This is a genomic window from Pseudomonas sp. NPDC090592 (assembly GCF_044769185.1).
In the GTDB taxonomy this organism is placed as follows: Bacteria; Pseudomonadota; Gammaproteobacteria; order Pseudomonadales; family Pseudomonadaceae; genus Aquipseudomonas.
The window spans coordinates 36,002-54,880 of the sequence record NZ_JBIVXJ010000040.1; the positions used below are offsets into that span (position 1 = coordinate 36,002).

The 18,879-nt window shown below is 63.0% G+C and carries 19 protein-coding genes and 1 pseudogene; 10 read left to right on the forward strand and 10 right to left on the reverse strand.

Annotation, left to right across the window (positions count from 1 at the left end):
• Positions 1-4: 4 nt before the first annotated feature.
• The 5 genes from ACIQUI_RS25800 (at position 5) to ACIQUI_RS25820 (ending at position 3,653) form a co-directional block, all read left to right on the forward strand.
• A complete protein-coding gene (locus ACIQUI_RS25800) occupies positions 5-421 on the forward strand; it encodes a hypothetical protein (protein ID WP_391132626.1) in 417 nt (138 codons plus the stop codon).
• 663 nt (positions 422-1,084) lie between these two features.
• Positions 1,085-1,276, forward strand: a complete 192-nt coding sequence (locus ACIQUI_RS25805) for a hypothetical protein (protein WP_403203474.1) — start codon at positions 1,085-1,087, stop codon at positions 1,274-1,276.
• A 27-nt stretch (positions 1,277-1,303) separates the two neighbouring features.
• Positions 1,304-2,242: a 2-hydroxyacid dehydrogenase gene (locus tag ACIQUI_RS25810; RefSeq protein ID WP_403203476.1), complete on the forward strand. Its 939-nt coding sequence runs from the start codon at positions 1,304-1,306 to the stop codon at positions 2,240-2,242.
• Positions 2,243-2,293: 51 nt separating this feature from the next.
• Positions 2,294-3,082: a PhzF family phenazine biosynthesis protein gene (locus tag ACIQUI_RS25815; RefSeq protein ID WP_403203478.1), complete on the forward strand. Its 789-nt coding sequence runs from the start codon at positions 2,294-2,296 to the stop codon at positions 3,080-3,082.
• Positions 3,083-3,245: 163 nt separating this feature from the next.
• Positions 3,246-3,653 carry a GFA family protein gene (locus ACIQUI_RS25820; protein ID WP_054911400.1) on the forward strand — a complete coding sequence of 136 codons (408 nt, stop codon included), beginning with the start codon at positions 3,246-3,248 and terminating at the stop codon, positions 3,651-3,653.
• A 1-nt stretch (position 3,654) separates the two neighbouring features.
• Here the strand turns inward: ACIQUI_RS25820 and ACIQUI_RS25825 are convergent, their stop codons facing one another.
• Positions 3,655-4,548 (reverse strand): LysR substrate-binding domain-containing protein, encoded by an 894-nt coding sequence (locus tag ACIQUI_RS25825; protein WP_392484954.1) that lies wholly within the window; start codon positions 4,546-4,548, stop codon positions 3,655-3,657.
• A 249-nt stretch (positions 4,549-4,797) separates the two neighbouring features.
• On the opposite strand from ACIQUI_RS25825, the gene ACIQUI_RS25830 reads away from it, so the two are divergent.
• From ACIQUI_RS25830 to ACIQUI_RS25840, 3 genes are all read left to right on the forward strand, one after another.
• Positions 4,798-5,739 carry a DMT family transporter gene (locus ACIQUI_RS25830; protein WP_403203481.1) on the forward strand — a complete coding sequence of 314 codons (942 nt, stop codon included), beginning with the start codon at positions 4,798-4,800 and terminating at the stop codon, positions 5,737-5,739.
• A 39-nt stretch (positions 5,740-5,778) separates the two neighbouring features.
• A complete protein-coding gene (locus tag ACIQUI_RS25835; protein ID WP_173888103.1) occupies positions 5,779-6,117 on the forward strand; it encodes an FKBP-type peptidyl-prolyl cis-trans isomerase in 339 nt (112 codons plus the stop codon).
• Positions 6,118-6,351: 234 nt separating this feature from the next.
• On the forward strand, positions 6,352-7,014 hold the full coding sequence (locus tag ACIQUI_RS25840) for a histidine phosphatase family protein (RefSeq protein WP_403203483.1): 663 nt from the start codon (positions 6,352-6,354) through the stop codon (positions 7,012-7,014).
• A 175-nt stretch (positions 7,015-7,189) separates the two neighbouring features.
• Here the strand turns inward: ACIQUI_RS25840 and ACIQUI_RS25845 are convergent, their stop codons facing one another.
• From ACIQUI_RS25845 to ACIQUI_RS25855, 3 genes are all read right to left on the reverse strand, one after another.
• Positions 7,190-7,918 (reverse strand): aspartate/glutamate racemase family protein, encoded by a 729-nt coding sequence (locus ACIQUI_RS25845; RefSeq protein ID WP_403203485.1) that lies wholly within the window; start codon positions 7,916-7,918, stop codon positions 7,190-7,192.
• A gap of 16 nt (positions 7,919-7,934) precedes the next feature.
• Positions 7,935-9,467 carry an NCS1 family nucleobase:cation symporter-1 gene (locus ACIQUI_RS25850; RefSeq protein ID WP_403203487.1) on the reverse strand — a complete coding sequence of 511 codons (1,533 nt, stop codon included), beginning with the start codon at positions 9,465-9,467 and terminating at the stop codon, positions 7,935-7,937.
• A 556-nt stretch (positions 9,468-10,023) separates the two neighbouring features.
• On the reverse strand, positions 10,024-10,461 hold the full coding sequence (locus tag ACIQUI_RS25855) for an Lrp/AsnC family transcriptional regulator (protein ID WP_403203490.1): 438 nt from the start codon (positions 10,459-10,461) through the stop codon (positions 10,024-10,026).
• A 133-nt stretch (positions 10,462-10,594) separates the two neighbouring features.
• On the opposite strand from ACIQUI_RS25855, the gene ACIQUI_RS25860 reads away from it, so the two are divergent.
• Positions 10,595-11,491, forward strand: coding sequence for a DMT family transporter (locus ACIQUI_RS25860; protein WP_403203492.1), 897 nt, complete (start codon positions 10,595-10,597; stop codon positions 11,489-11,491).
• A gap of 146 nt (positions 11,492-11,637) precedes the next feature.
• Positions 11,638-12,564, forward strand: a complete 927-nt coding sequence (locus ACIQUI_RS25865; RefSeq protein WP_403203494.1) for a class I SAM-dependent methyltransferase — start codon at positions 11,638-11,640, stop codon at positions 12,562-12,564.
• A 123-nt stretch (positions 12,565-12,687) separates the two neighbouring features.
• On the opposite strand, the gene ACIQUI_RS25870 is transcribed toward ACIQUI_RS25865, so the two are convergent.
• From ACIQUI_RS25870 to ACIQUI_RS25895, 6 genes and pseudogenes are all read right to left on the reverse strand, one after another.
• Complete coding sequence (locus ACIQUI_RS25870; protein ID WP_403203496.1) at positions 12,688-13,686, reverse strand: sulfate ABC transporter substrate-binding protein; 999 nt, start codon at positions 13,684-13,686, stop codon at positions 12,688-12,690.
• A gap of 217 nt (positions 13,687-13,903) precedes the next feature.
• Positions 13,904-14,725, reverse strand: coding sequence for an ion transporter (locus tag ACIQUI_RS25875; protein ID WP_403203498.1), 822 nt, complete (start codon positions 14,723-14,725; stop codon positions 13,904-13,906).
• Between the two features lie 44 nt (positions 14,726-14,769).
• A complete protein-coding gene (locus ACIQUI_RS25880; RefSeq protein WP_403203499.1) occupies positions 14,770-15,642 on the reverse strand; it encodes an urea transporter in 873 nt (290 codons plus the stop codon).
• 186 nt (positions 15,643-15,828) lie between these two features.
• Complete coding sequence (gene pyk, locus ACIQUI_RS25885; protein WP_403203500.1) at positions 15,829-17,244, reverse strand: pyruvate kinase; 1,416 nt, start codon at positions 17,242-17,244, stop codon at positions 15,829-15,831.
• On the reverse strand, positions 17,241-18,515 hold the full coding sequence (locus tag ACIQUI_RS25890; RefSeq protein WP_403203502.1) for a glycerate kinase: 1,275 nt from the start codon (positions 18,513-18,515) through the stop codon (positions 17,241-17,243). Before ACIQUI_RS25890 ends, pyk begins: the two co-directional genes overlap by 4 nt.
• A gap of 232 nt (positions 18,516-18,747) precedes the next feature.
• Positions 18,748-18,879: pseudogene (locus ACIQUI_RS25895) on the reverse strand (2-hydroxy-3-oxopropionate reductase); the annotation flags it as partial.

An 18,879-nucleotide genomic window follows, 5' to 3' on the forward strand; every position in this document is an offset into this window, starting at 1 on the left:
TGCCATGCACAGCACCGTCCGCCTGACCCTGATTACCCTGGCCCTGGGTTTGTCTGCGTGTACGGTGCACCAGCCGTATGAGCAGCCTGAACCACCGATCGAGCGTGTGCCGCCGCAGGGGCCGGTGGTCAAGCCATTGCCGGGTGGGCAGCCATCGACCCAGCCGGGCAAGCCGGCGGCGATTCCCAAACCGATGCCGCGTACCTCGGCCAGCTTTGCGCCACCGCCTGGCGGGGCGAGCCATTGGGACCCGAAACTGGGTGTATACGTATTGGAGAAACAGCCCAATACCTTCTACCGGCAGCGTACTTATTACCGGTTTGATAACGGCTGGAGCTGGTCGTTGAGCCCGAATGGGCCGTGGCAGGAAACGGATAGCAGTGGTGTTCCAGGTGGGCTGGGTCGGGCATTCGCCCAGTAACACCAATCTCGCCGTTGAAGTTGCTGTTGCTGTTGCTGTTGCTTTTGCTTTTTGCTTTTGCTTCTAAGCGCGCGATAGTCCAGGCGCCGCAAATTGCGACTTCAGGAGGCCGAGCGAAGGGATTGCGGAGGGAGGTGACGGGCATGGATGCCCGTCAAGCGCTGAGGCCCCATGGATGGGGCCTGCAGCGCGTACTCCCGGGAGCAAGCCCGTAGCGAGGGGACCCCGGAGCGAAGCGCAGGGGCCGGATGACGGGAGCCAGCCTTTTTTGGTTACTTTTTGGGGCGTTTGCCAAAAAGTGACCCGCCGTAAGGGCGGAAAGGTGACTGAGCGCCACCTGCGTGAATGAATACCTACTCGATGTGAATGCCCACATCCAAGAAGCAAGAAACAAGAAACAAGAAACAAGAAACAAGAAACAAGAAGCAAGATTCGGCTGTTTTGAATCAGCGAACAGTCCATTTGCGATGGCGACGCTGACTCACCTTTTCGCCCTTACGGCGAGTCACTTTTTGTCAAACGCGACAAAAAGTAACCAAAAAACGCTGCGCTCCCATCATCCGGCCCCTACGCTGCGCTCCGGGGTTCCCTCGCTACGGGCTTGCTCCCGGGAGTACGCGCTGCAGGCCCCATCCATGGGGCCTCAGCGCTTGACGGGCATCCATGCCCGTCACCTCCCTCCGCAATCCCTCCGCTCGGCCTCCTGAAGTCGCGAAGATCAAGATCAAGATCAAGATCAAGATCAAGATCAAGAGCGGCGCGGCGCGACGCGACGCGGCGCTTGTGGGTTGGGCGGTACAGTACAGTTTTGCCTTGTTATTTCTATTGACTGTATTGGTTGCTCATTCCGCATAATGACCCTTCGAATTGACCGGAGGTGGCATGCGCAGAACAGTCCTGGTACTGGTGGAAACCGTCGACGAGTACCTGCCGTTGCTGGAGCAGGCTGGTTACCGCCTGATTCGCGCCCCCTCACCGCAACAGCGTGCCGCTGCCATCCAGCGCCATGCTAATGAAATCGACGCCGTGCTCACCCGCGGCCCGCTGGGCCTGTCCGCCGCCGAAATCGACGCATTGCCCAACCTGCAAATCATCTGCGTAATCGGCGCGGGCTACGAGCAAGTCGACCTGGCCGCTGCCGCCGCCCGCGGCATCACCGTCACCAACGGCGCTGGCGCCAATGCCGCCGCCGTTGCCGACCACACCCTGGCCCTGCTGTTGGCCCTGCTGCGCAACATCCCCCGCGCCGATGCCAGCACCCGACGCGGCGAGTGGAACCGGGTGATCAGCCCCTCGGTCAGCGGCAAGCGCCTGGGCATTCTCGGCCTCGGCGCGGTAGGCCTTGCCATCGCCAAACGCGCTCACCTCGGTTTTGACATGCCCATCAGCTACCACAGCCGCACGCCCCGCCAAGATGTGCCCTACACCTGGTACGACAGCCCGCAACACCTGGCCGATGCCGTGGATATCCTGGTTGTAGCCACCCCCGGCGGTGCCAACACCCAGCACCTGGTCGATGCCCAAGTGCTGCAGGCCCTGGGCGCCGAGGGCTACCTGGTCAATATCGCCCGGGCCAGCGTGGTCGACACCCAGGCCCTGGTTGCCGCACTGCAACGTGGCCAGCTGGCGGGCGCCGCGCTGGACGTCTTCGACGACGAGCCGGCAGTGCCCGACGCCCTCAAGGCCTTGGCCAATACCGTACTTACCCCTCACGTTGCCGGCCAGTCGCCAGAAGCTGCGCGCGACACGGTGGCCCTGGTGTTGCGCAACCTGCAGGCCTTTTTTGCCGGCGAACCCGTCTTGACCCCCGTACGCCAGTAACCCTTTTCCAGACATCAGCCCGGCAGCGCCAGGGCAACAAGGAGCGTGTGCATGCAACTCGAAATCTTCCAGGTCGATGCCTTTTCCGCTGAGCCGTTCGGTGGCAACCCGGCGGCGGTGATACCGCTGCAAAGCTGGCTGCCGGACGATGTGCTGCAGCGCATCGCCGAAGAAAACAACCTGTCGGAAACCGCCTACTTCGTGCGCAATGGCGAAACCTTCGACCTGCGCTGGTTCACCCCGACCGTTGAAGTCGACCTGTGCGGTCACGCCACCCTGGCCTCGGCTTATGTGCTGTTCGAGCAACTGGGCGAGCAGGCGCAGGTGCTGCGCTTCAATACCCGCAGTGGCGAGCTGCGTGTCAGCCGTAGCGCCGACGGCATGCTGGCCATGGACTTCCCGGCCAAGCAGCCAGTCGCCGAGGATGTCCCGGCAGGCCTGTTGCAGGCGCTGGGCCTGGGCCAGGCGCAGGCGCTGTACCGCAGTGACGATTACGTAGTGGTGATTGATGACGCCTTGCTGCTCGACACGCTGAAGCCAGACTTCGTTGCACTGTCGGCCTTCGATGTGCGCGGCATAGCCGTAACCGCAGCAGGACGTGGCTTTGATTTCGTCACCCGTTGGTTCGGCCCCAACGTTGGTGTGAACGAAGACCCGGTGACGGGTTCGGCGCATACCTCGCTGGCGCCAGTGTGGGCCGAGCGGCTGGGCAAGCAGGTGCTGGCGTGCGAGCAGGGCGGGGCGCGCAAAGGGCAGTTGCTGTGTGAAGTGCCGGGTAATGGCCGGGTGATCATCAGCGGGCGGGCGGCGTTGTACCTGCGCGGTACCGTCTATATTTAACAGGCTGACACCGTCTGCCTGTAGGAGCGGCCTTGTGTCGCGATCGGGCCGCAACGCGGCCCCTCGATTTTCGCGTTGATGCGTCAATCCGGGGGCTGCTTTGCAGCCCATCGCGACACAAGGCCGCTCCTACATGGCCCAACCCCTGTTCAAGGAGCCAGCCATGGCCCTGGAAAAACACGGCACCTGCCTGTGCGGCGCCACCCGGCTTACCGTCACCGTCGACAATACCCACATCAGCGCCTGCCATTGCAGCATGTGCCGCAAGTGGACCGGTGGACCGCTGCTGGTGGTTGATTGCAGCAAGCCCCCGCTGATCGAGGGGCGTGCACCCAGCGTCTATGACTCGTCCGACTGGGCACAGCGCGCTTTTTGCGGCCAGTGCGGCACGCACTTGTACTACCGGCTCAAGGCCAACGACTTCCATGCCATACCGGTCGGTCTGCTCGATGGCGACCAGGACTGGGATTTCAACATGCAGATTTTCGTCGAAGAGAAACCCGCCTGGTACTGCTTCGCCAACCAGACCAAGGAACTGACCGGCCAGGAAGTCTTCGAGCAGAACAGCTGATTCAGGCCTGCGCCAACAGCCACTCGGCAAACACCTGGGCGGCGGGCGAGGGCAGGGTCTGGCGGTCATGCACCAGGTAGTCGGCCTGGCCGGTGCGGACCTCGAAATCGCACACCTGGCGGATCAGGCCGCTGTTGATACGGTCACGGGCCATGGACTCCCAGCCAAGGCCCACGCCCATGCCTTGCATCACCGCGTCGAACACCAGGTTCACCTGGTTGAAGGTGGGTGCGTCGGCCGGTGCCTGGTAGCGCAGGCCAAAGTGGGCGAACCAGTCATGCCAGTCCAGGCAGTTCCAGGCCGAGGCATCGAGCTGGATCAGGGGCAGCGCCTGCAGCGCCGTCAGGCTGTCGACCTGGCGCAGGTCCCAGTTGTTGCTGGCAATCGGGTAGATCACTTCGTCGAACAGCTTGCTGGCCTGCAGCGAGCGCCAGCGCCCATGCCCGTAGAGAATACCGAAGTCGTAGTCGGCCACCAGGCTCTCGTTGATGTCATTGCTGGCGTGGATGTTCACGGTCAGCCCGGGGTGTTGTTCGTTGAAGCGCAGCAGGCGCGGGAACAGCCAGTATTGCGCCACGGCGTGGGTGCAGATGACGCTGACATGGCGGCTGCCGTGGCCGCTTTTAAGGCGCTGGACGTTGGCCAGCAGCTTGTCCAGCATCGGCTCGACAAAACCATGAAAGTGCTCGCCGGCAGTGGTCAGCGCAATGCCCCGGGCGCGGCGTTCGAACAGCTGCGTGCCGAGCTGGTCTTCGAGCAGGCGAATCTGCTTGGACACTGCGCTCTGGGTCAGGTACAGCTCGCCGGCGGCGCGGGTGAAGCTGCCCGTGCGGGCCACTGCCTCGAAGGCGATCAGGGTATCGAGCGGGGGCAGGTGGCGGCTGTAGCGGCTCATGGTCGATTCCGGGCAACGGGTTGGCTGCACCGGCCCTATCGCCGGCAAGCCAGCTCCCACTGGGACCGCACAATGCTCAGGCCTGCGCGATACCTGTGGGAGCCGGCTTGCCGGCGGTAGGGCCAGTATTGCCAGCATCATAATCAGCGCTGAGCCATTCCTCCAGGGAATGCCACCATGCAAATTGATCTTTTGCCCGATACCCCGCGCACAGGTAGCCTGCGCTCATCTTCAAACAGGAGCAGACACGTGAAACGCGGTGTGGTGTACGCCGGCATGGCCGGTGCGTTATGGGGCATGGTGCTGATGGTTCCCGAACTGTTGCCCGAGTTCAACCCGATGCTGCTGAGCAGCGTGCGTTACCTGATGGTGGGCGTGATCTCACTGTTGCTGGCCTTGCCCATGGCCCGCCAGCTGCGCCAGCTGACCGCGAGCGATGCATGGATGCTGCTGCGCCTGGCAGTGATCGGCAACCTGGTGTACTTCGTGTTCCTGGTTGCAGCGATCCAGCGCCTGGGCGTGGCCCCGGCTTCGCTGATCGTCGGCGTGCTGCCGCTTACCATCACCTTGTACGGGCGTAATGACAGTGGCGCAGTGCCTTTGGCGCGGCTGGTCGGCCCGCTGGCGCTGATCCTTGCCGGCATGCTGTGCATCAACCTGGAAACCTTCGCCTTCGCCCCCGGCGACATCGGCGACAAACTGATGGGCCTGCTTTACGCGCTGGCAGCGTTGGCCTGCTGGACCTGGTACGCCGTGCAGAACAGCCGCTACCTGAAGCAGTGCGGGCATTTTGACAGCCACCAATGGTCGGTGCTGTGTGGGGTCATGACGGGCCTGGCCAGCCTGCTGATGGTCGCCGGCCTGGCGGTGTGGCAGCCGCAGCAACTGCAGGTAGAAGCGCCGATGTCGCGCTGGTGGCTGTTCTGGGCGGCCAGCCTGGGCTGCGCGGTGCTCGGTTCGTGGTTGGCCATGGCTTTGTGGAATGCCGCGTCCAAACGCTTGCCGTTGACCTTGAGTGGGCAACTGATTGTGTTCGAAACGCTGTTCGCGCTGTTGTACGCCTTCCTCTGGCGGCAGACCGGGCCAAGCCTGCTGGAAGCGGCGGCGATCGTGCTGGTGGTGGGCGGTGTGCTGTGGTCGATGCGCCAGCACGAAACGCCACGCGCGCTTGCCAAACCGCTGCATTCCTGAGAAAAGGGCGGCTTTGTTTTCAAGCGTTGGAGTATGCCCGTGAGCCAAGAACTGCAGATCATCGAACTGGTCGAGGGGGACGGCAAAGCCGCCGTCAAAGGCGCCCTGATCACTACCCAGTACACCGGCTGGCTGGCCGATGGCAGCGAGTTCGATTCGTCCTGGTCGCGCGGCAAGCCGTTCCAGTGCGTGATCGGCAGCGGCCGGGTGATCAAAGGCTGGGACCAGGGCCTGATGGGCATGCGCGTGGGCGGCAAACGCAAGCTGCTGGTGCCGGCGCACCTGGGCTATGGCGAGCGCAGCGTGGGGGCGATTCCGCCGAATTCGGACCTGACCTTCGAGATCGAGTTGCTGGAAGTGCTGACGCGGGATGATTGAGCGGCTGCAGTGCAACCGCAGGTTCTTGCACCGTACACAATTGCGCAACACCCATGCCGTAACTTAGGCCTTGCCTAGGGAACGGCATCCACCTCCATGGAGGAACCAAACGGGTTCAGGGCACTCTGACCCTCACTCGTTGCCAAGGATGGCATTCACTACTGATGGCGTCCCGCAATTGCCGGGGCGATGTGGCGGGTAACCCGATTTTCTCTGCCACACGAGCCTGCCTTGATGAAGTTGCCAACATTCTTCCGCCGTCGCCGTCACCTGCTGCTGAGCCTGGTGCTTACAGCTGTCGCCGTACCGCTGGCGCTGGAGGCTGTCGAAAGCCGCGCGCAACCGGTGGATGGCACCCAGACGCTGGTGTTCCTGCGCCATGCCGAGAAACCGGGCGAGGGCCTGGGCCAGTTGAACTGCCAGGGCCTCAACCGTGCGCTGGACCTGGCCACGCTGCTGCCCGAGCGCTTCGGCAAGGCAGACTTCGTGTTTGCCGCCAACCCTTCGCGGCATGTCGAGGAAGGCAGCAAGGACGAAAGCTATAGCTATATCCGCCCGCTGATGACCATTACCCCCAGCGCCATCCGCCTCGGTCTGCCGGTGAACATCGACTACGGCGCCAACGACACCGATGAGCTGGCCGATGAGTTGCTGAGCGACAAATACCGCAACGCGACGGTGTACACCGCCTGGTCCCACGGCTACCTGCCGGAGCTGATCAACACCGTGGCCGGCAAGGCCCTGGGTGAAGACCGGGTGATTACCGAGGACTGGAGTGGCGATGACTTTGACACCCTTTACGTCCTGACCCTCACCTGGCATGACGGCAAGGCCACCCTGCTCAGCCGCAACGTGCGCCAGGGTTTGAATGACGGAGCGCATAGCTGCCCGACATAAGGGTTTTAGTCATGGGCTGTGGCAGTGCAGCGGTTGGCCCTGATGACGAGTGAACCTGTACTGGCCTCTTCGCGGGTGAACCCGCTCCCACAGATAGTTCGCAGGTCTTGAGGCCTATGCTTTACCTGTGGGAGCGGGTTCACCCGCGAAGGGGCCGGTACAGGTAGCTAAAGTATTAGCGGCCGAACCGCATCGGCCAGCCGATCACCTTCTTCACCCGCGGCGTGGCATAGGTGCGCACCTTGGAGGTACTCAACCCCATGCGCACCAGCGACTCGGCAATGGTCACCGCCGCACTCACCCCATCCACCACTGGCACCCCCGTGCGCTGGCGAATCTGCTCGTCCAGACCGGCCATGCCGCCGCAACCCAGGCAGATCACCTCGGCCTTGTCCTCACGCACGGCGCGTTCGGCCTGCTCGACGATTGCCTCCACGGCCCGCTGCGGGTCGGCTTCCAGTTCCAGTACCGCCAGCCCGCTGGCCCGCACGGAGGCGCAGCGTTCATACAGGCCCGACAGTTTCAGGCGGTCTTCGATCAGCGGCACGGTGCGGTCCAGGGTGGTCACCACCGAGTAGGCATGGCCCAGGTACATGGCCGTGCTGGCGGCTGCATCGGTAATGTCCACCACCGGCACGTTGAGCAGTTCCTGCAGGCCTTCGCGGCCGTGTTCGCCGTAACCGGCCTGGATCACGGCGTCGTACGGGCCATCGTAGGCCAGCACGCGGTCCATCACCGCGATGGCGGCCAGGTAGCTTTCGAAGTTGCCTTCCACCGACTCGGCGCCAAACCATGGGGTAAGGCCGATGATTTCAGTGCCGGGCGCGGCGACCGCACGGGCCTGCTCGGCAATGGCGTCGGTGATGGCTTCGGTGGTGTTGACGTTGGCGATCAGAATACGCATGGGCAGTCCTCCCTGATTAATGGCTGCTGTGGTCGACGGCAATGCACTCGCCGCTGACGTCGTGGTATTGGCGGTTGCGTGGTGCGATCAGCAGGTAGATGGCGGCGGCGATGCCGGCACCGATAAGCCAGGAGAACGGTGCGATGCCATGGAAGTTCGGCACCAGGGCCAGCACAATGGCCAACAGTGCGGCGGGTACGAAGGCGGCCACGGCGCGCAGGTTGATGCCCTTGCTGTAGTGGTAGGCGCCGGTCGGGTGTTCGGTGTACAGCTCCGGCACGTTGATGCAGCCTTTGCGCAGCAACCAGTAGTCGGACATGATCACCCCGTACAGCGGGCCCAGCAGGGCGCCCAGGCCGGAGAGGAAGTACACGATCACCAGCGGGCTGTTGTACAGGTTCCACGGCAGGATCAGCACGGCGACGGTGGCGCTGATCAACCCGGCGCGGCGGAAGTTGAGGTGGCGCGGGGCGAGGTTGCTGAGCACGAACGCCGGGGCGACGAAGTTGGCCATGATGTTCACCGCCACGGTGACGATCAGGAAGGCCAGGCAGCCGAGTACCAGGAACGCTGTGCTGGGAATGGCGGCGACGATCTGCGTCGGGCTGTCGATGATCTGGCCATTGATCTGGAACTGCGCGCCGCACAGCACCACGGTGATCACCGCGAACACCAGGATGTTCACCGGCAGGCCCCAGAAGTTGCCTACGCGTATGGTCTTGCGGCACGGCGAGGAGCGGGCAAAGTCACAGAAGTTGAGCACCAGGGTGCCGTAGATCGCCAGCCACAGGGCACCGCCAGCAAAGATGTTGCGCCACATCTCATAACCGGTCAGCGGCTCGGTCACCGACCAGACGATGCGCGCGTCGGCCCTGAAGTACATGAACACGGCCAGCGCAGCCACGGTCAGCAGGATGACCGGGCCGGCAAAGCCTTCGTAGCGGCGCACCATCTCCATGCCGTAGGCAAGGATCACCAGCTGCACCAGCCAGATCGCCACGAAACACACCCAGCCCATGCTCGACAGCCCGAGGATGCTGTCGTGGTCGTAGCTGGCCAGTTGCGGCGACACGGCGGTGAGCAGCACGCGCAGCACTACCGAGGCCAGGTAGGTCTGGATACCGAACCAGGCAATGGCGATGACGGCGCGGATCAGCGCCGGGATCTGCGCGCCGTGGATGCCGAAGGCGATGCGGCTGATGACCGGGAACGGTACCCCGGTTTTCTGCCCCATGTAGCCGGACAGGTTCATGAAGAAGTACACCAGCGCCGCGCCGATCGCCAGCGACAGCAGGATTTGCCAGCCACCCAGGCCGAGGGCGAACAAGCCCATGGCGAACGAATAGTTGGCGATATTGTGCACATCGTTTGTCCACAACGCGAAGATGCTGTAGCCACCCCAGCGGCGGCCTTCGATGCGCGTCGGGGCGAGGTCGCGGTTATGCAGGCGTGGGCTCAGCGCCAGTTCCGGCTGGCTGCCGGCAAGTGTGGAAGCGGGGTGGGTGCTGGCGACGGATTGTTCAGGGGCAAGGTTGAGGCTGCTACTCATTCCGGCGGCTCCTGATGCACAGTGACTGCGATGAGCGGGCATGCGCACGGGCTCGCCATCTCGTCGGTGCAGCGTTGGCATCACAGGGTTCTGGGCGCGGCGGCCAACATTGGGTCGGCGTCGCGGGTTCTTGTGTATTTATGTTTTGCTTGGGTTGTATACAAAACACGAACACACAAAAGCCATTTTTGTGCCAAGGAAAAGTCAACTTTCGACGGGCAAGTTTTTGGAATCTATCTTGTTGAAAGATAAGTTGATGAAATTCTGGAACTATAAGTTGACCAAATGAGCAGGTTTAATTTTCAAGATCACAACTTAGTTGATCAAATGGTCAAAATTAGTTGTGGGGCGGGTGTAACGTATTGGGGCGTTACCTTCAAAAGTGCACACAAAAATGGCACTTAAGGTGACATTTTTGTGTACAAAAAATAGTCAGCTTTTACTGTGCCGGCCTCTTCGCGGGTAAACCCGCTCCCACAGGTATTGCACAGCCCTCAAATGCGCTGCCAACCTGTGGGGGCGGGTTTACCCGCGAAGAGGTCGGCACAGGAGACACTCAATCCATCGGCGGCAACCGCCGCTTCACCGGGCTCTTCTTGATGATTGCGGTATTGGTCTCGGCCAGCACATTGATACGGTCAAGCAAGGTGTCCAGCTGTTCCATCGAGCGCACATGCAGCCGGGCGATAAAGCAATCCTCGCCTGTAACCTTGTCGCACTCGGTGAACTCGGGGATGACAATGATTTGCCGCTCCACTTCCTGTAACTGCCCCGGCAGCGGGCGAATGCGCACGATGGCCTGCAGCTGGTAACCAAAGGCGCGCGGGTCGACCTCCACGGTGTAACCGCGCAGCACGCCGCGTTCCTCCAGCCGGCGCAGGCGCTCGCTGACGCTGGGCGCGGACAGCCCGCTGACCTGCGCCAAGGCCTTGAGCGAGCGGCGCGAGTCCTCCATCAGTGCATTGATCAGCAGTTGGTCGATGCTATCGGTCATGCTTACCTCAACAGGTAATTCGGCTTATTTGCCTTGATAGTAAAGGCAAGCTTGCCGATCTGCCTTGGATATCCGCTGGAAGGCGGGCAGGCAGCCTTTGCATACTGTTGCCATCGTCAACGGGAGGTATGAGATGGACAGTTCATTGCGCCGTGGCTCGCTGGAAATGGTCGCTGCCATGCTGATTTCCGGGACCATCGGCTGGTTCGTGCTGGTGTCTGGCCAGCCGGTGCTTGAGGTGGTGTTCTGGCGCTGCGTGTTCGGCGCCGTGACCCTGCTGGTGATCTGCGCCGCGTTCGGCTTTTTGCGGCCGGGGGTTATCAGCCGCACGGCGGTCCTGCTGGCGATTGCCAGTGGTGTGGCTATCGTCGGCAACTGGGTACTGTTGTTTGCCTCGTATTCAAGGGCGTCGATCGCCATTGGCACGGCGGTGTACAACGTGCAGCCGTTCATGCTGGTGGGGCTGGCAGCGGTGTTTCTGGGCGAGAAGATCACCTTGGCCAAGGTCAGCTGGCTGAGTATGGCGTTTCTCGGCATGCTGGCCATCGTCAGTGCACATGGTGCAGGGCAGGGGAGTGGCGAAGACTATCTGCTGGGCATTGCGCTGGCACTGGGCGCGGCGTTCTTGTATGCGATTGCGGCATTGATCATCAAGCGGCTGAAAGGCACACCCCCGCATTTGATCGCGCTGATCCAGGTCACGACCGGGGTGCTGCTGCTGGCGCCGTGGGTCAAGTTGGGTGGGTTGCCGGGTGAAGTGCCTGAACTGGCCAGTTTGCTGACGCTGGGCATGGTGCATACAGGGTTGATGTATGTGCTGTTGTACAGCGCCATCCAGCGCTTGCCCACGGCGTTGACCGGTGCGTTGTCATTCATCTATCCGATTGCGGCGATTCTGGTGGATTGGGTGGCGTTCGGGCACCGGTTGGCCCCGCTGCAGTGGCTGGGAGTAGGGTTGATCCTGCTGGCAGCGGCGGGTATGCAGCAGGGGTGGTGGTTCCGACCTACGCGATTTGCAGTCAAGCCTTGAGCTGACCTTGCTGGCCTCTTCGCGGGTAAACCCGCTCCCACAGGAGTCGCATAGGTCCTGAGGTATGTGCAGTACCTGTGGGAGCGGTTTACCCGCGAAGAGGCCAGCAAGGTAGAATGCCGCTCTTTGCCAGCTTGCGACCCACCATGACTTCGCCAATCCACACCCTCGAGCAGCACCTGCTCGCCGCCCTCGACCCTGCCCCGCAGGAAACCCGCCGCCTGTTCCACGGCCGTGGCCGCTGCTGGGCAGGCCTGGAGCAGGTCACCGTCGACTGGCTGCAAGGTGTGTTATCGGTCGCATTGTTCCGCGAGATGCCTGAAGGCCAACTGGCCGAGCTGGAGGCCATGTTGCGTGCCCTTGCCGAGCGCCCGCAATGGTCCGGCCAGGCCATCCTCATACAGCACCGCTACCTGCCCGACAGCCCCGGCCAGTGGCTGCTGGGCGAGCCGTGCCAGCAGCGCGAGGTGATAGAGGACGGCCTTACCTACCTGTTGGACCTGGGCGTGCGACAGAACAACGGCCTGTTCCTCGACATGCGCTACGGCCGGCGCTGGGTGCGTGAGCAGGCGGCGGGCAAGCGCGTGCTGAACCTGTTCGCCTACACCTGTGGCTTTTCGGTGGCAGCAATTGCCGGCGGTGCCGAGCAGGTGGTGAACCTCGACATGGCCAAGTCGGCGTTGTCGCGGGGCCGGGATAACCATCGCCTGAATGACCATGATGCGTCGCGGGTGGCGTATCTGGGGCATGAGTTGTTCAAGTCATGGGGCAAGGTGCGCAAGTACGGGCCTTACGACCTGATCATCATCGACCCGCCTACCTTCCAGCGTGGCAGCTTTGTGTTGACCCAGGATTACGCGAAGATCCTGCGGCGTCTGCCGGAGTTGCTGAATGCGGGGGGGACGGTGCTGGCGTGTGTCAACGACCCGGGTATTGGGCCGGAATTCCTGATCGAGGGGATGGCGGAGCAGGCGTCTTCGTTGGTGTTTGTCGAGCGGCTGGAGAACCCGCCGGAATTTCCCGATGTGGACCCGGCGGGTGGGCTGAAGGCCTTGGTATTCCGCCAGGTTTGATGTCGCCTGGTCCGGCCCCTTCGCGGGCAAGCCCGCTCCCACAGGATTATCGTAGGCCTGGGTTTTGCACGATTCCTGTGGGAGCGGGCTTGCCCGCGAAGGGGCCGGACCTGCCCACATCAATTACTGACCGGTATAGATCTGGTCAAATACCCCGCCATCATTGAAGTGGGTCTTCTGCACGGTGCGCCAGTCACCGAAGGTTTTCTCCACCGACAGGAAGTCCACCTTCGGGAACCGGTCGGTGTACTTGGCCAGCACCGTCGCATCGCGTGGGCGCAGGTAGTTCTGTGCGGCAATTTCCTGGGCCGCTGGCGACCACAGGTACTTCAGGTATTCCTCGGCCACGGCCTGGGTGCCTTTCCTGGCCACCACCTTGTCGACCACGCTAACCGGTGGTTCGGCTTCGGCCGACACGCTCGGGTAAACCACTTCGAACTGGTCGCGGCCGAACTCGCGGGCGATCATTTCGGCTTCGTTCTCGAAGGTCACCAGCACATCACCAATCTGGTTGGTCATGAACGTGGTGGTGGCAGCACGGCCACCGGTATCCAGCACCGGCGCCTGTTTGAACAGCTTGCCGACGAAGTCACGGGCCTTGGCCTCGTCACCGCCCTGCTTGAGTACATAACCCCATGCCGACAGGTAGGTGTAACGGCCGTTACCCGAAGTCTTCGGGTTGGGCACGATCACCTGCACACCGTCCTTGAGCAGGTCGGGCCAGTCTTTCAGGGCTTTCGGGTTGCCCTTGCGCACGATGAACACGGTGGCCGAGGTGAACGGCGCGCTGTTGTTCGGCAGACGGCTCACCCAGTTGTCCGGCACCAGCTTGCCGTTGTCGGCCAGGGCGTTGATGTCGGTGGCCATGTTCATGGTGATCACATCGGCCGGCAGGCCATCGATTACCGCACGCGCCTGCTTGCTGGAGCCGCCGAAGGACATTTGCACGTTGACCTTCTCTTTATGCTCGGCTTCCCAGTGCTTCTGGAAGGCCGGGTTGTAGTCCTTGTAGAAGTCGCGCATCACGTCGTAGGAAACGTTCAGCAGGGTAGGGGCGGCCTGGGCGATGTTGCCCAGGGCCAGGCCTGCGGCGAGCAGCGAGGCGGTGAAGAGTTTTTTCACGTTGCTTCCTTGTTCTTGAAGGTTGTTGGGGCAGATTGCCAGCGACTATAGCGGGTGGGTTTATGGGGGTTAAAGAACAAAAATGACTTTGGTTATGCCGTTGCCTGCTCTGGCCCTTTCGCGGGCATGCCCGCTCCCACAGGGACCGCACACAGTCAAGGCCTGTGGTGATCCTGTGGGAGCGGGCGCGCCCGCGAAAGGGCCAGTACAGGCGACATCAAAGCTTGGGAAACAACCCATTCCCACAACGAGAGCAAAACGCCGCGCCATGCTCATGGGTCTTCTTGCTGCAAGTCGGGCAATCATGCTGCAACTGCTCCCCACGCATGGCATTGGCCAGTTCGGCGGTAAAGATGCCCGTCGGCACGGCAATGATCGAATAACCGGTAATCATCACCAGCGACGACAGCACCTGCCCCAGCGGCGTCTTCGGCACGATGTCGCCAAAGCCCACGGTAGTCAGGGTAACGATGGCCCAGTAGATGCCCTTGGGGATACTGGTAAAGCCATGTTCCGGCCCTTCGATCACATACATCAAGGTGCCGAACACGGTTACAAGGGTCGATACTGTCACCAGAAACACGATGATCTTCTGCTTACTGCCGCGCAGCGCCTCCATCAGGTAATGCGCCTGCTTGAGGTACGGGCTGAGCTTGAGCACGCGGAAGATCCGCAGCATCCGGATCACCCGGATGATCAGCAGATACTGGGCGTCGCTGTAGTACAGCGCGATGATCCCCGGCACGATCGCCAGCAAGTCGACCAGGCCGTAGAAGCTGAAGGCATAGCGCAAGGGCTTGGGTGAGCAGTACAGGCGGGTGAGGTACTCGGCCAGGAAGATCCCGGTGAAGCCCCATTCGATACCCGCCAGCAGGCCGGCGTAGCTTTGGTGTACTTCGTCGATGCTGTCGAGGATCACCGTAACCAGGCTGGCGAGGATGATCAGCAGGAGGATCTTGTCGAAGCGCCTTCCAGCCACGGTGTCGGTCTGGAAGACGATGACATAAAGCCGCTCGCGCAGGCTCTGAGGGTTGTTCATTGGCTCGTTCCACAATGCGATGGGCTGAGCCTAGGGGCTGCGTTTCAGCTGTGCAAGCGGCTGGCGTCGCGCTGCCTGGGTTGGGCCAGGTAGTTGCCCAGGTGCATGAGCCAGCAGGCAGTAACGAAGGGCGCAGTCAGCCCGGCCACCGGCAACAGCTTGAACAATGGTTGCAGCAACAGGGCCAGGGCAATTGCCAGCAGTGTCACCCACGGCTTTTCACCTTGCCGGCTGAATGCCAATGCCGCCAGCGCAGCGTTGAAACCATACAGGCCCAGCCACGCGGCTTGCGCCTGGTCGGCGAGCAACGCTACTCCGCCACCGATGGCCGAGCCGATCACTGCCCACATTGCCGCATACGGGTTGGCGATGAACATACCGACGATGATCAGCAAACCAGCCAACGGCTGGTCGAGCAGGAAGATCTGCCCCACACCTCGCATCAGGGCGTACAGCGGGTCGGCTTCGACGAAGCCGCTGGGCGAGGGGCTGGCGAACAGTAGCGCGGCCCAGCCCAGCAACACGAACGGCGCGGTGTAGGCAACCAGCAGCTTGCCGCCGCGCTTGCGCCACTGGTGGGTGATGATGCTGGACAGGCCGCCGGCGGCGATGATCAGCGGCGGCAAGATGGCCGACCAGGGCAGCACGGCGCTGATCAGGATGCCGATGAGCACGCCATTGTAGCAGTACAACCCGGCCTGGCGGTCGGCGCGGTCATAACCACGGGCTTGGGCAGTAATCAGGCCGGCCAGGGCGCCGAGCAGGGCGCCGCCGACCAGGTCGGGGGCGGTCAGCAGGATGGCCAGCAGGCAGCACAGGCCGCACAGGGGGTTGCGCAGCAGCAGCACCTGGCTGAAACCGCTGAGTAACGCCGTGGCCCAGTCGGGGCACGGGTTGACGAAATTTTTGGTGTACATGGGGCAGTCAGTGAGGTTGAAGGGAAGCGGTGGGCCTCTTTGGGCCTTGGGTATTCCGCAGGTATGTGCGACACCACCGACCCTGTGGGAGCGGGCGTGCCCGCGAAAGGGCCAGCAGGAGCAACGACGTTGCCTGGGCTGACGTATTCGCGGGGGCGCCCGCTCCCACAGTGGAAATGCAGTGGCTTAGATCAAAGTCTCGATCCGCAGCGTGTTAGTCGACCCTGGCTTGCCGAAAGGCACACCGGCAGTGATCAACAGCGTGTCGCCGCGGCTGGCCATGCCTTGCGCCTGGGCAATTTCCAGCGCGGTAGACACCACTTCATCGACCTGGCGCAAGCGGTCGTTGACCACCGAATGCACGCCCCAGGCCACGCTCAGGCGGCGTGCAGTGACCAGGTTCGGCGTCAGGTTTAGGATCGGCGCCCGTGGCCGCTCGCGCGCAGCACGCAGGGTCGAGGCCCCCGACTCGCTGTAGTTGACCAGCACCGCCACCGGCAGGATGCCGCTGATACGGCGAATCGCGCAGCTGATAGCGTCCGACACGGTGGCCTCGGCCTTCGGCCGGCCGACGTCGAGCTGGGCCTGGTAGTCCGGGCCGTTCTCCACCTGGCGGATGATCTTGCTCATCATCTGCACGGCTTCCAGCGGGTAGTCGCCCGAGGCGGTCTCGGCAGACAACATTACCGCATCGGCACCTTCGGCCACGGCATTGGCCACGTCGGTGACTTCGGCGCGGGTTGGCGCCGGCGAGAAGCGCATGGACTCGAGCATCTGCGTGGCCACAACCACCGGCTTGCCCAGCTGGCGGCAGGTGCCGATGATGCGCTTCTGGATTTGCGGCACGCTCTCGGCCGGCACTTCCACGCCTAGGTCACCGCGGGCCACCATGATGGCGTCCGACAGTTCGGCGATGGCTTGCAGCTGTTCGACTGCCGAGGGTTTTTCGATCTTGGCCATCAGGTAGGCGCGGTCGCCGATCAGCTGGCGTGCTTCGGTGATGTCTTGCGGGCGTTGTACAAACGACAGGGCCACCCAGTCCACACCCAGCTCCAGGCCGAAGGCCAGGTCGCGGCGGTCTTTTTCGGTGAGCGGGGAGAGGTCGAGTACCGCTTGTGGCACGTTCACGCCCTTGCGGTCAGACAGCTCGCCACCGTTCAGCACTTCAGTGTCGATGGCGTCGCTGTGCTTGGCGGTAACGCGCAGGCGCAGCTTGCCGTCGTCCAGCAACAGGTCCATGCCGGGCTCCAGGGCGGCAATGATTTCGGGGTGCGGCAGGTTTACCCGGCGGCTGTCGCCCGGGGCCTTGTCCAGGTCCAGGCGCAGGGCCTGGCCGCGTTGCAGTTGTACCTTGCCTTCGGCAAAGCGGCCCACACGCAGTTTTGGCCCTTGCAGGTCCATGAGGATGCCCAGCGGGCAGTTGAGCTGCTGCTCCACTTCGCGGATCCACTGGTAGCGCAGGGCGTGGTCAGCGTGTTCGCCGTGGCTGAAGTTGAGGCGGAAGATGTTGACCCCGGCTTCTACCAGCTGGCGGATGTCGTCGATGCCGTTGATCGCAGGGCCGAGGGTGGCGAGGATCTTTACTTTTTTATCAGGCGTCATGATTGGGCAGTCTCAAGGATCAGGATGGCGCGGAAGTCGTTGACGTTGGTGCGGGTCGGTTCGGTAACGATCAGCGCATCCAGCGCGGCGAAATAGCCGTAGCCGTTGTTGTTGTCCAGCTCGTCACTGGCCGACAGGCCCAGGGCCTCGGCACGGGCGTAGCTGCCTGGCGTCATGAAGGCGCCGGCGTTTTGTTCCGAGCCGTCGATGCCGTCGGTATCACCGGCCAGGGCATATACGCCCGGCAGGCCTTTCAGGCTTTCGGTAAGGCTGAGCAGGAATTCGGCGTTACGCCCGCCACGGCCGTTGCCGCGCACGGTCACGGTGGTTTCGCCGCCGGACAGGATCACGCACGGGGCCTTCAGGGGCTGGCCATGCTGCACGATCTGCCGGGCGATGCCGGCGTGCACCTTGGCCACTTCGCGCGACTCGCCTTCCAGGTCGCCGAGGATCAGCGGGCTGAAGCCGGCCTGGCGGGCTTTTACCGCAGCCGCTTCAAGCGATTGCTGGGGCTTGGCGATCAGCTGGAAGTGGCTGCGGGCCAGGGCCGGGTCGTCGGCCTTGACGGTTTCCGAGGCGGGGTTGTTGAGCCAGTCGATGACGGCTTTGGGGGCGTCGATGTTGTAACGTTTGATGATGGCCAGGGCATCGGCCGAGGTGCTCGGGTCGGCCACGGTCGGGCCGGAAGCAATGACGGTGGCCAGGTCGCCAGGCACGTCGGAAATCGCATAGGTGTAGACGGTGGCTGGCCAGCAGGCCTTGGCCAGGCGGCCACCCTTGATCGCCGAGAGGTGCTTGCGCACGCAGTTCATCTCGCCGATGGTGGCGCCGGATTTGAGCAGCGCCTTGTTGATCTGTTGCTTGTCGCCCAGGGTCAGGCCTTCGGCTGGCAACGCCAGCAGGGCGGAACCACCGCCGGACAGCAGGAAGATGACGCGGTCGTCTTCGTTGAGGTTGCTGACCAGCTCCAGCACGCGCTTGGCCACGGCCAGGCCGGCGGCGTCGGGGACCGGGTGGGCGGCTTCGACCACCTCGATCTTCTGGCAGTTGGCGCCGTGGCCGTAACGGGTCACGACCAGCCCGGACACTTCGCCCTGCCAGCTTTTCTCGACCACTTCGGCCATGGCGGCTGCGGCCTTGCCGGCGCCGATGACGATGACCCGGCCGCTACGGTCGGCGGGCAGGTAGGGTTCGAGGACTTGACGGGGGTGGGCGGCGGCGATGGCTGTGTCGAACAGGTCGCGGAGAAGTTTTTGCGGATCGACCGACATGGCAGGCTCCCAATTATTGTTGTTCTGCAGAATCGAAAACGCCCCTGGAACTGCCTCCGTGCAGGCCGAACCAGGGGCGGGTGTTGCTCGGTGCCACCGTTGGGCCTGTGGTCGCAGGCCCATCGGTGTTGGCTTCTTCGCGGGCTTGCCCGCTCCCACAGGAATATCGTGGCCCTCAGGCCTGCGCAGTACCTGTGGGAGCGGGCATGCCCGCGAAGAAGCCAGTGATTACTTACTTGTCGTCGCGGATCGAGAAGTTGGCCATGTGCTCCAGGCCTTTGATCAGCGCCGAGTGGTCCCAGTTGCCGCCACCCAGGGCCTGGCAGGTGTTGAACACTTGCTGGGCATTGGAGGTGTTGGGCAG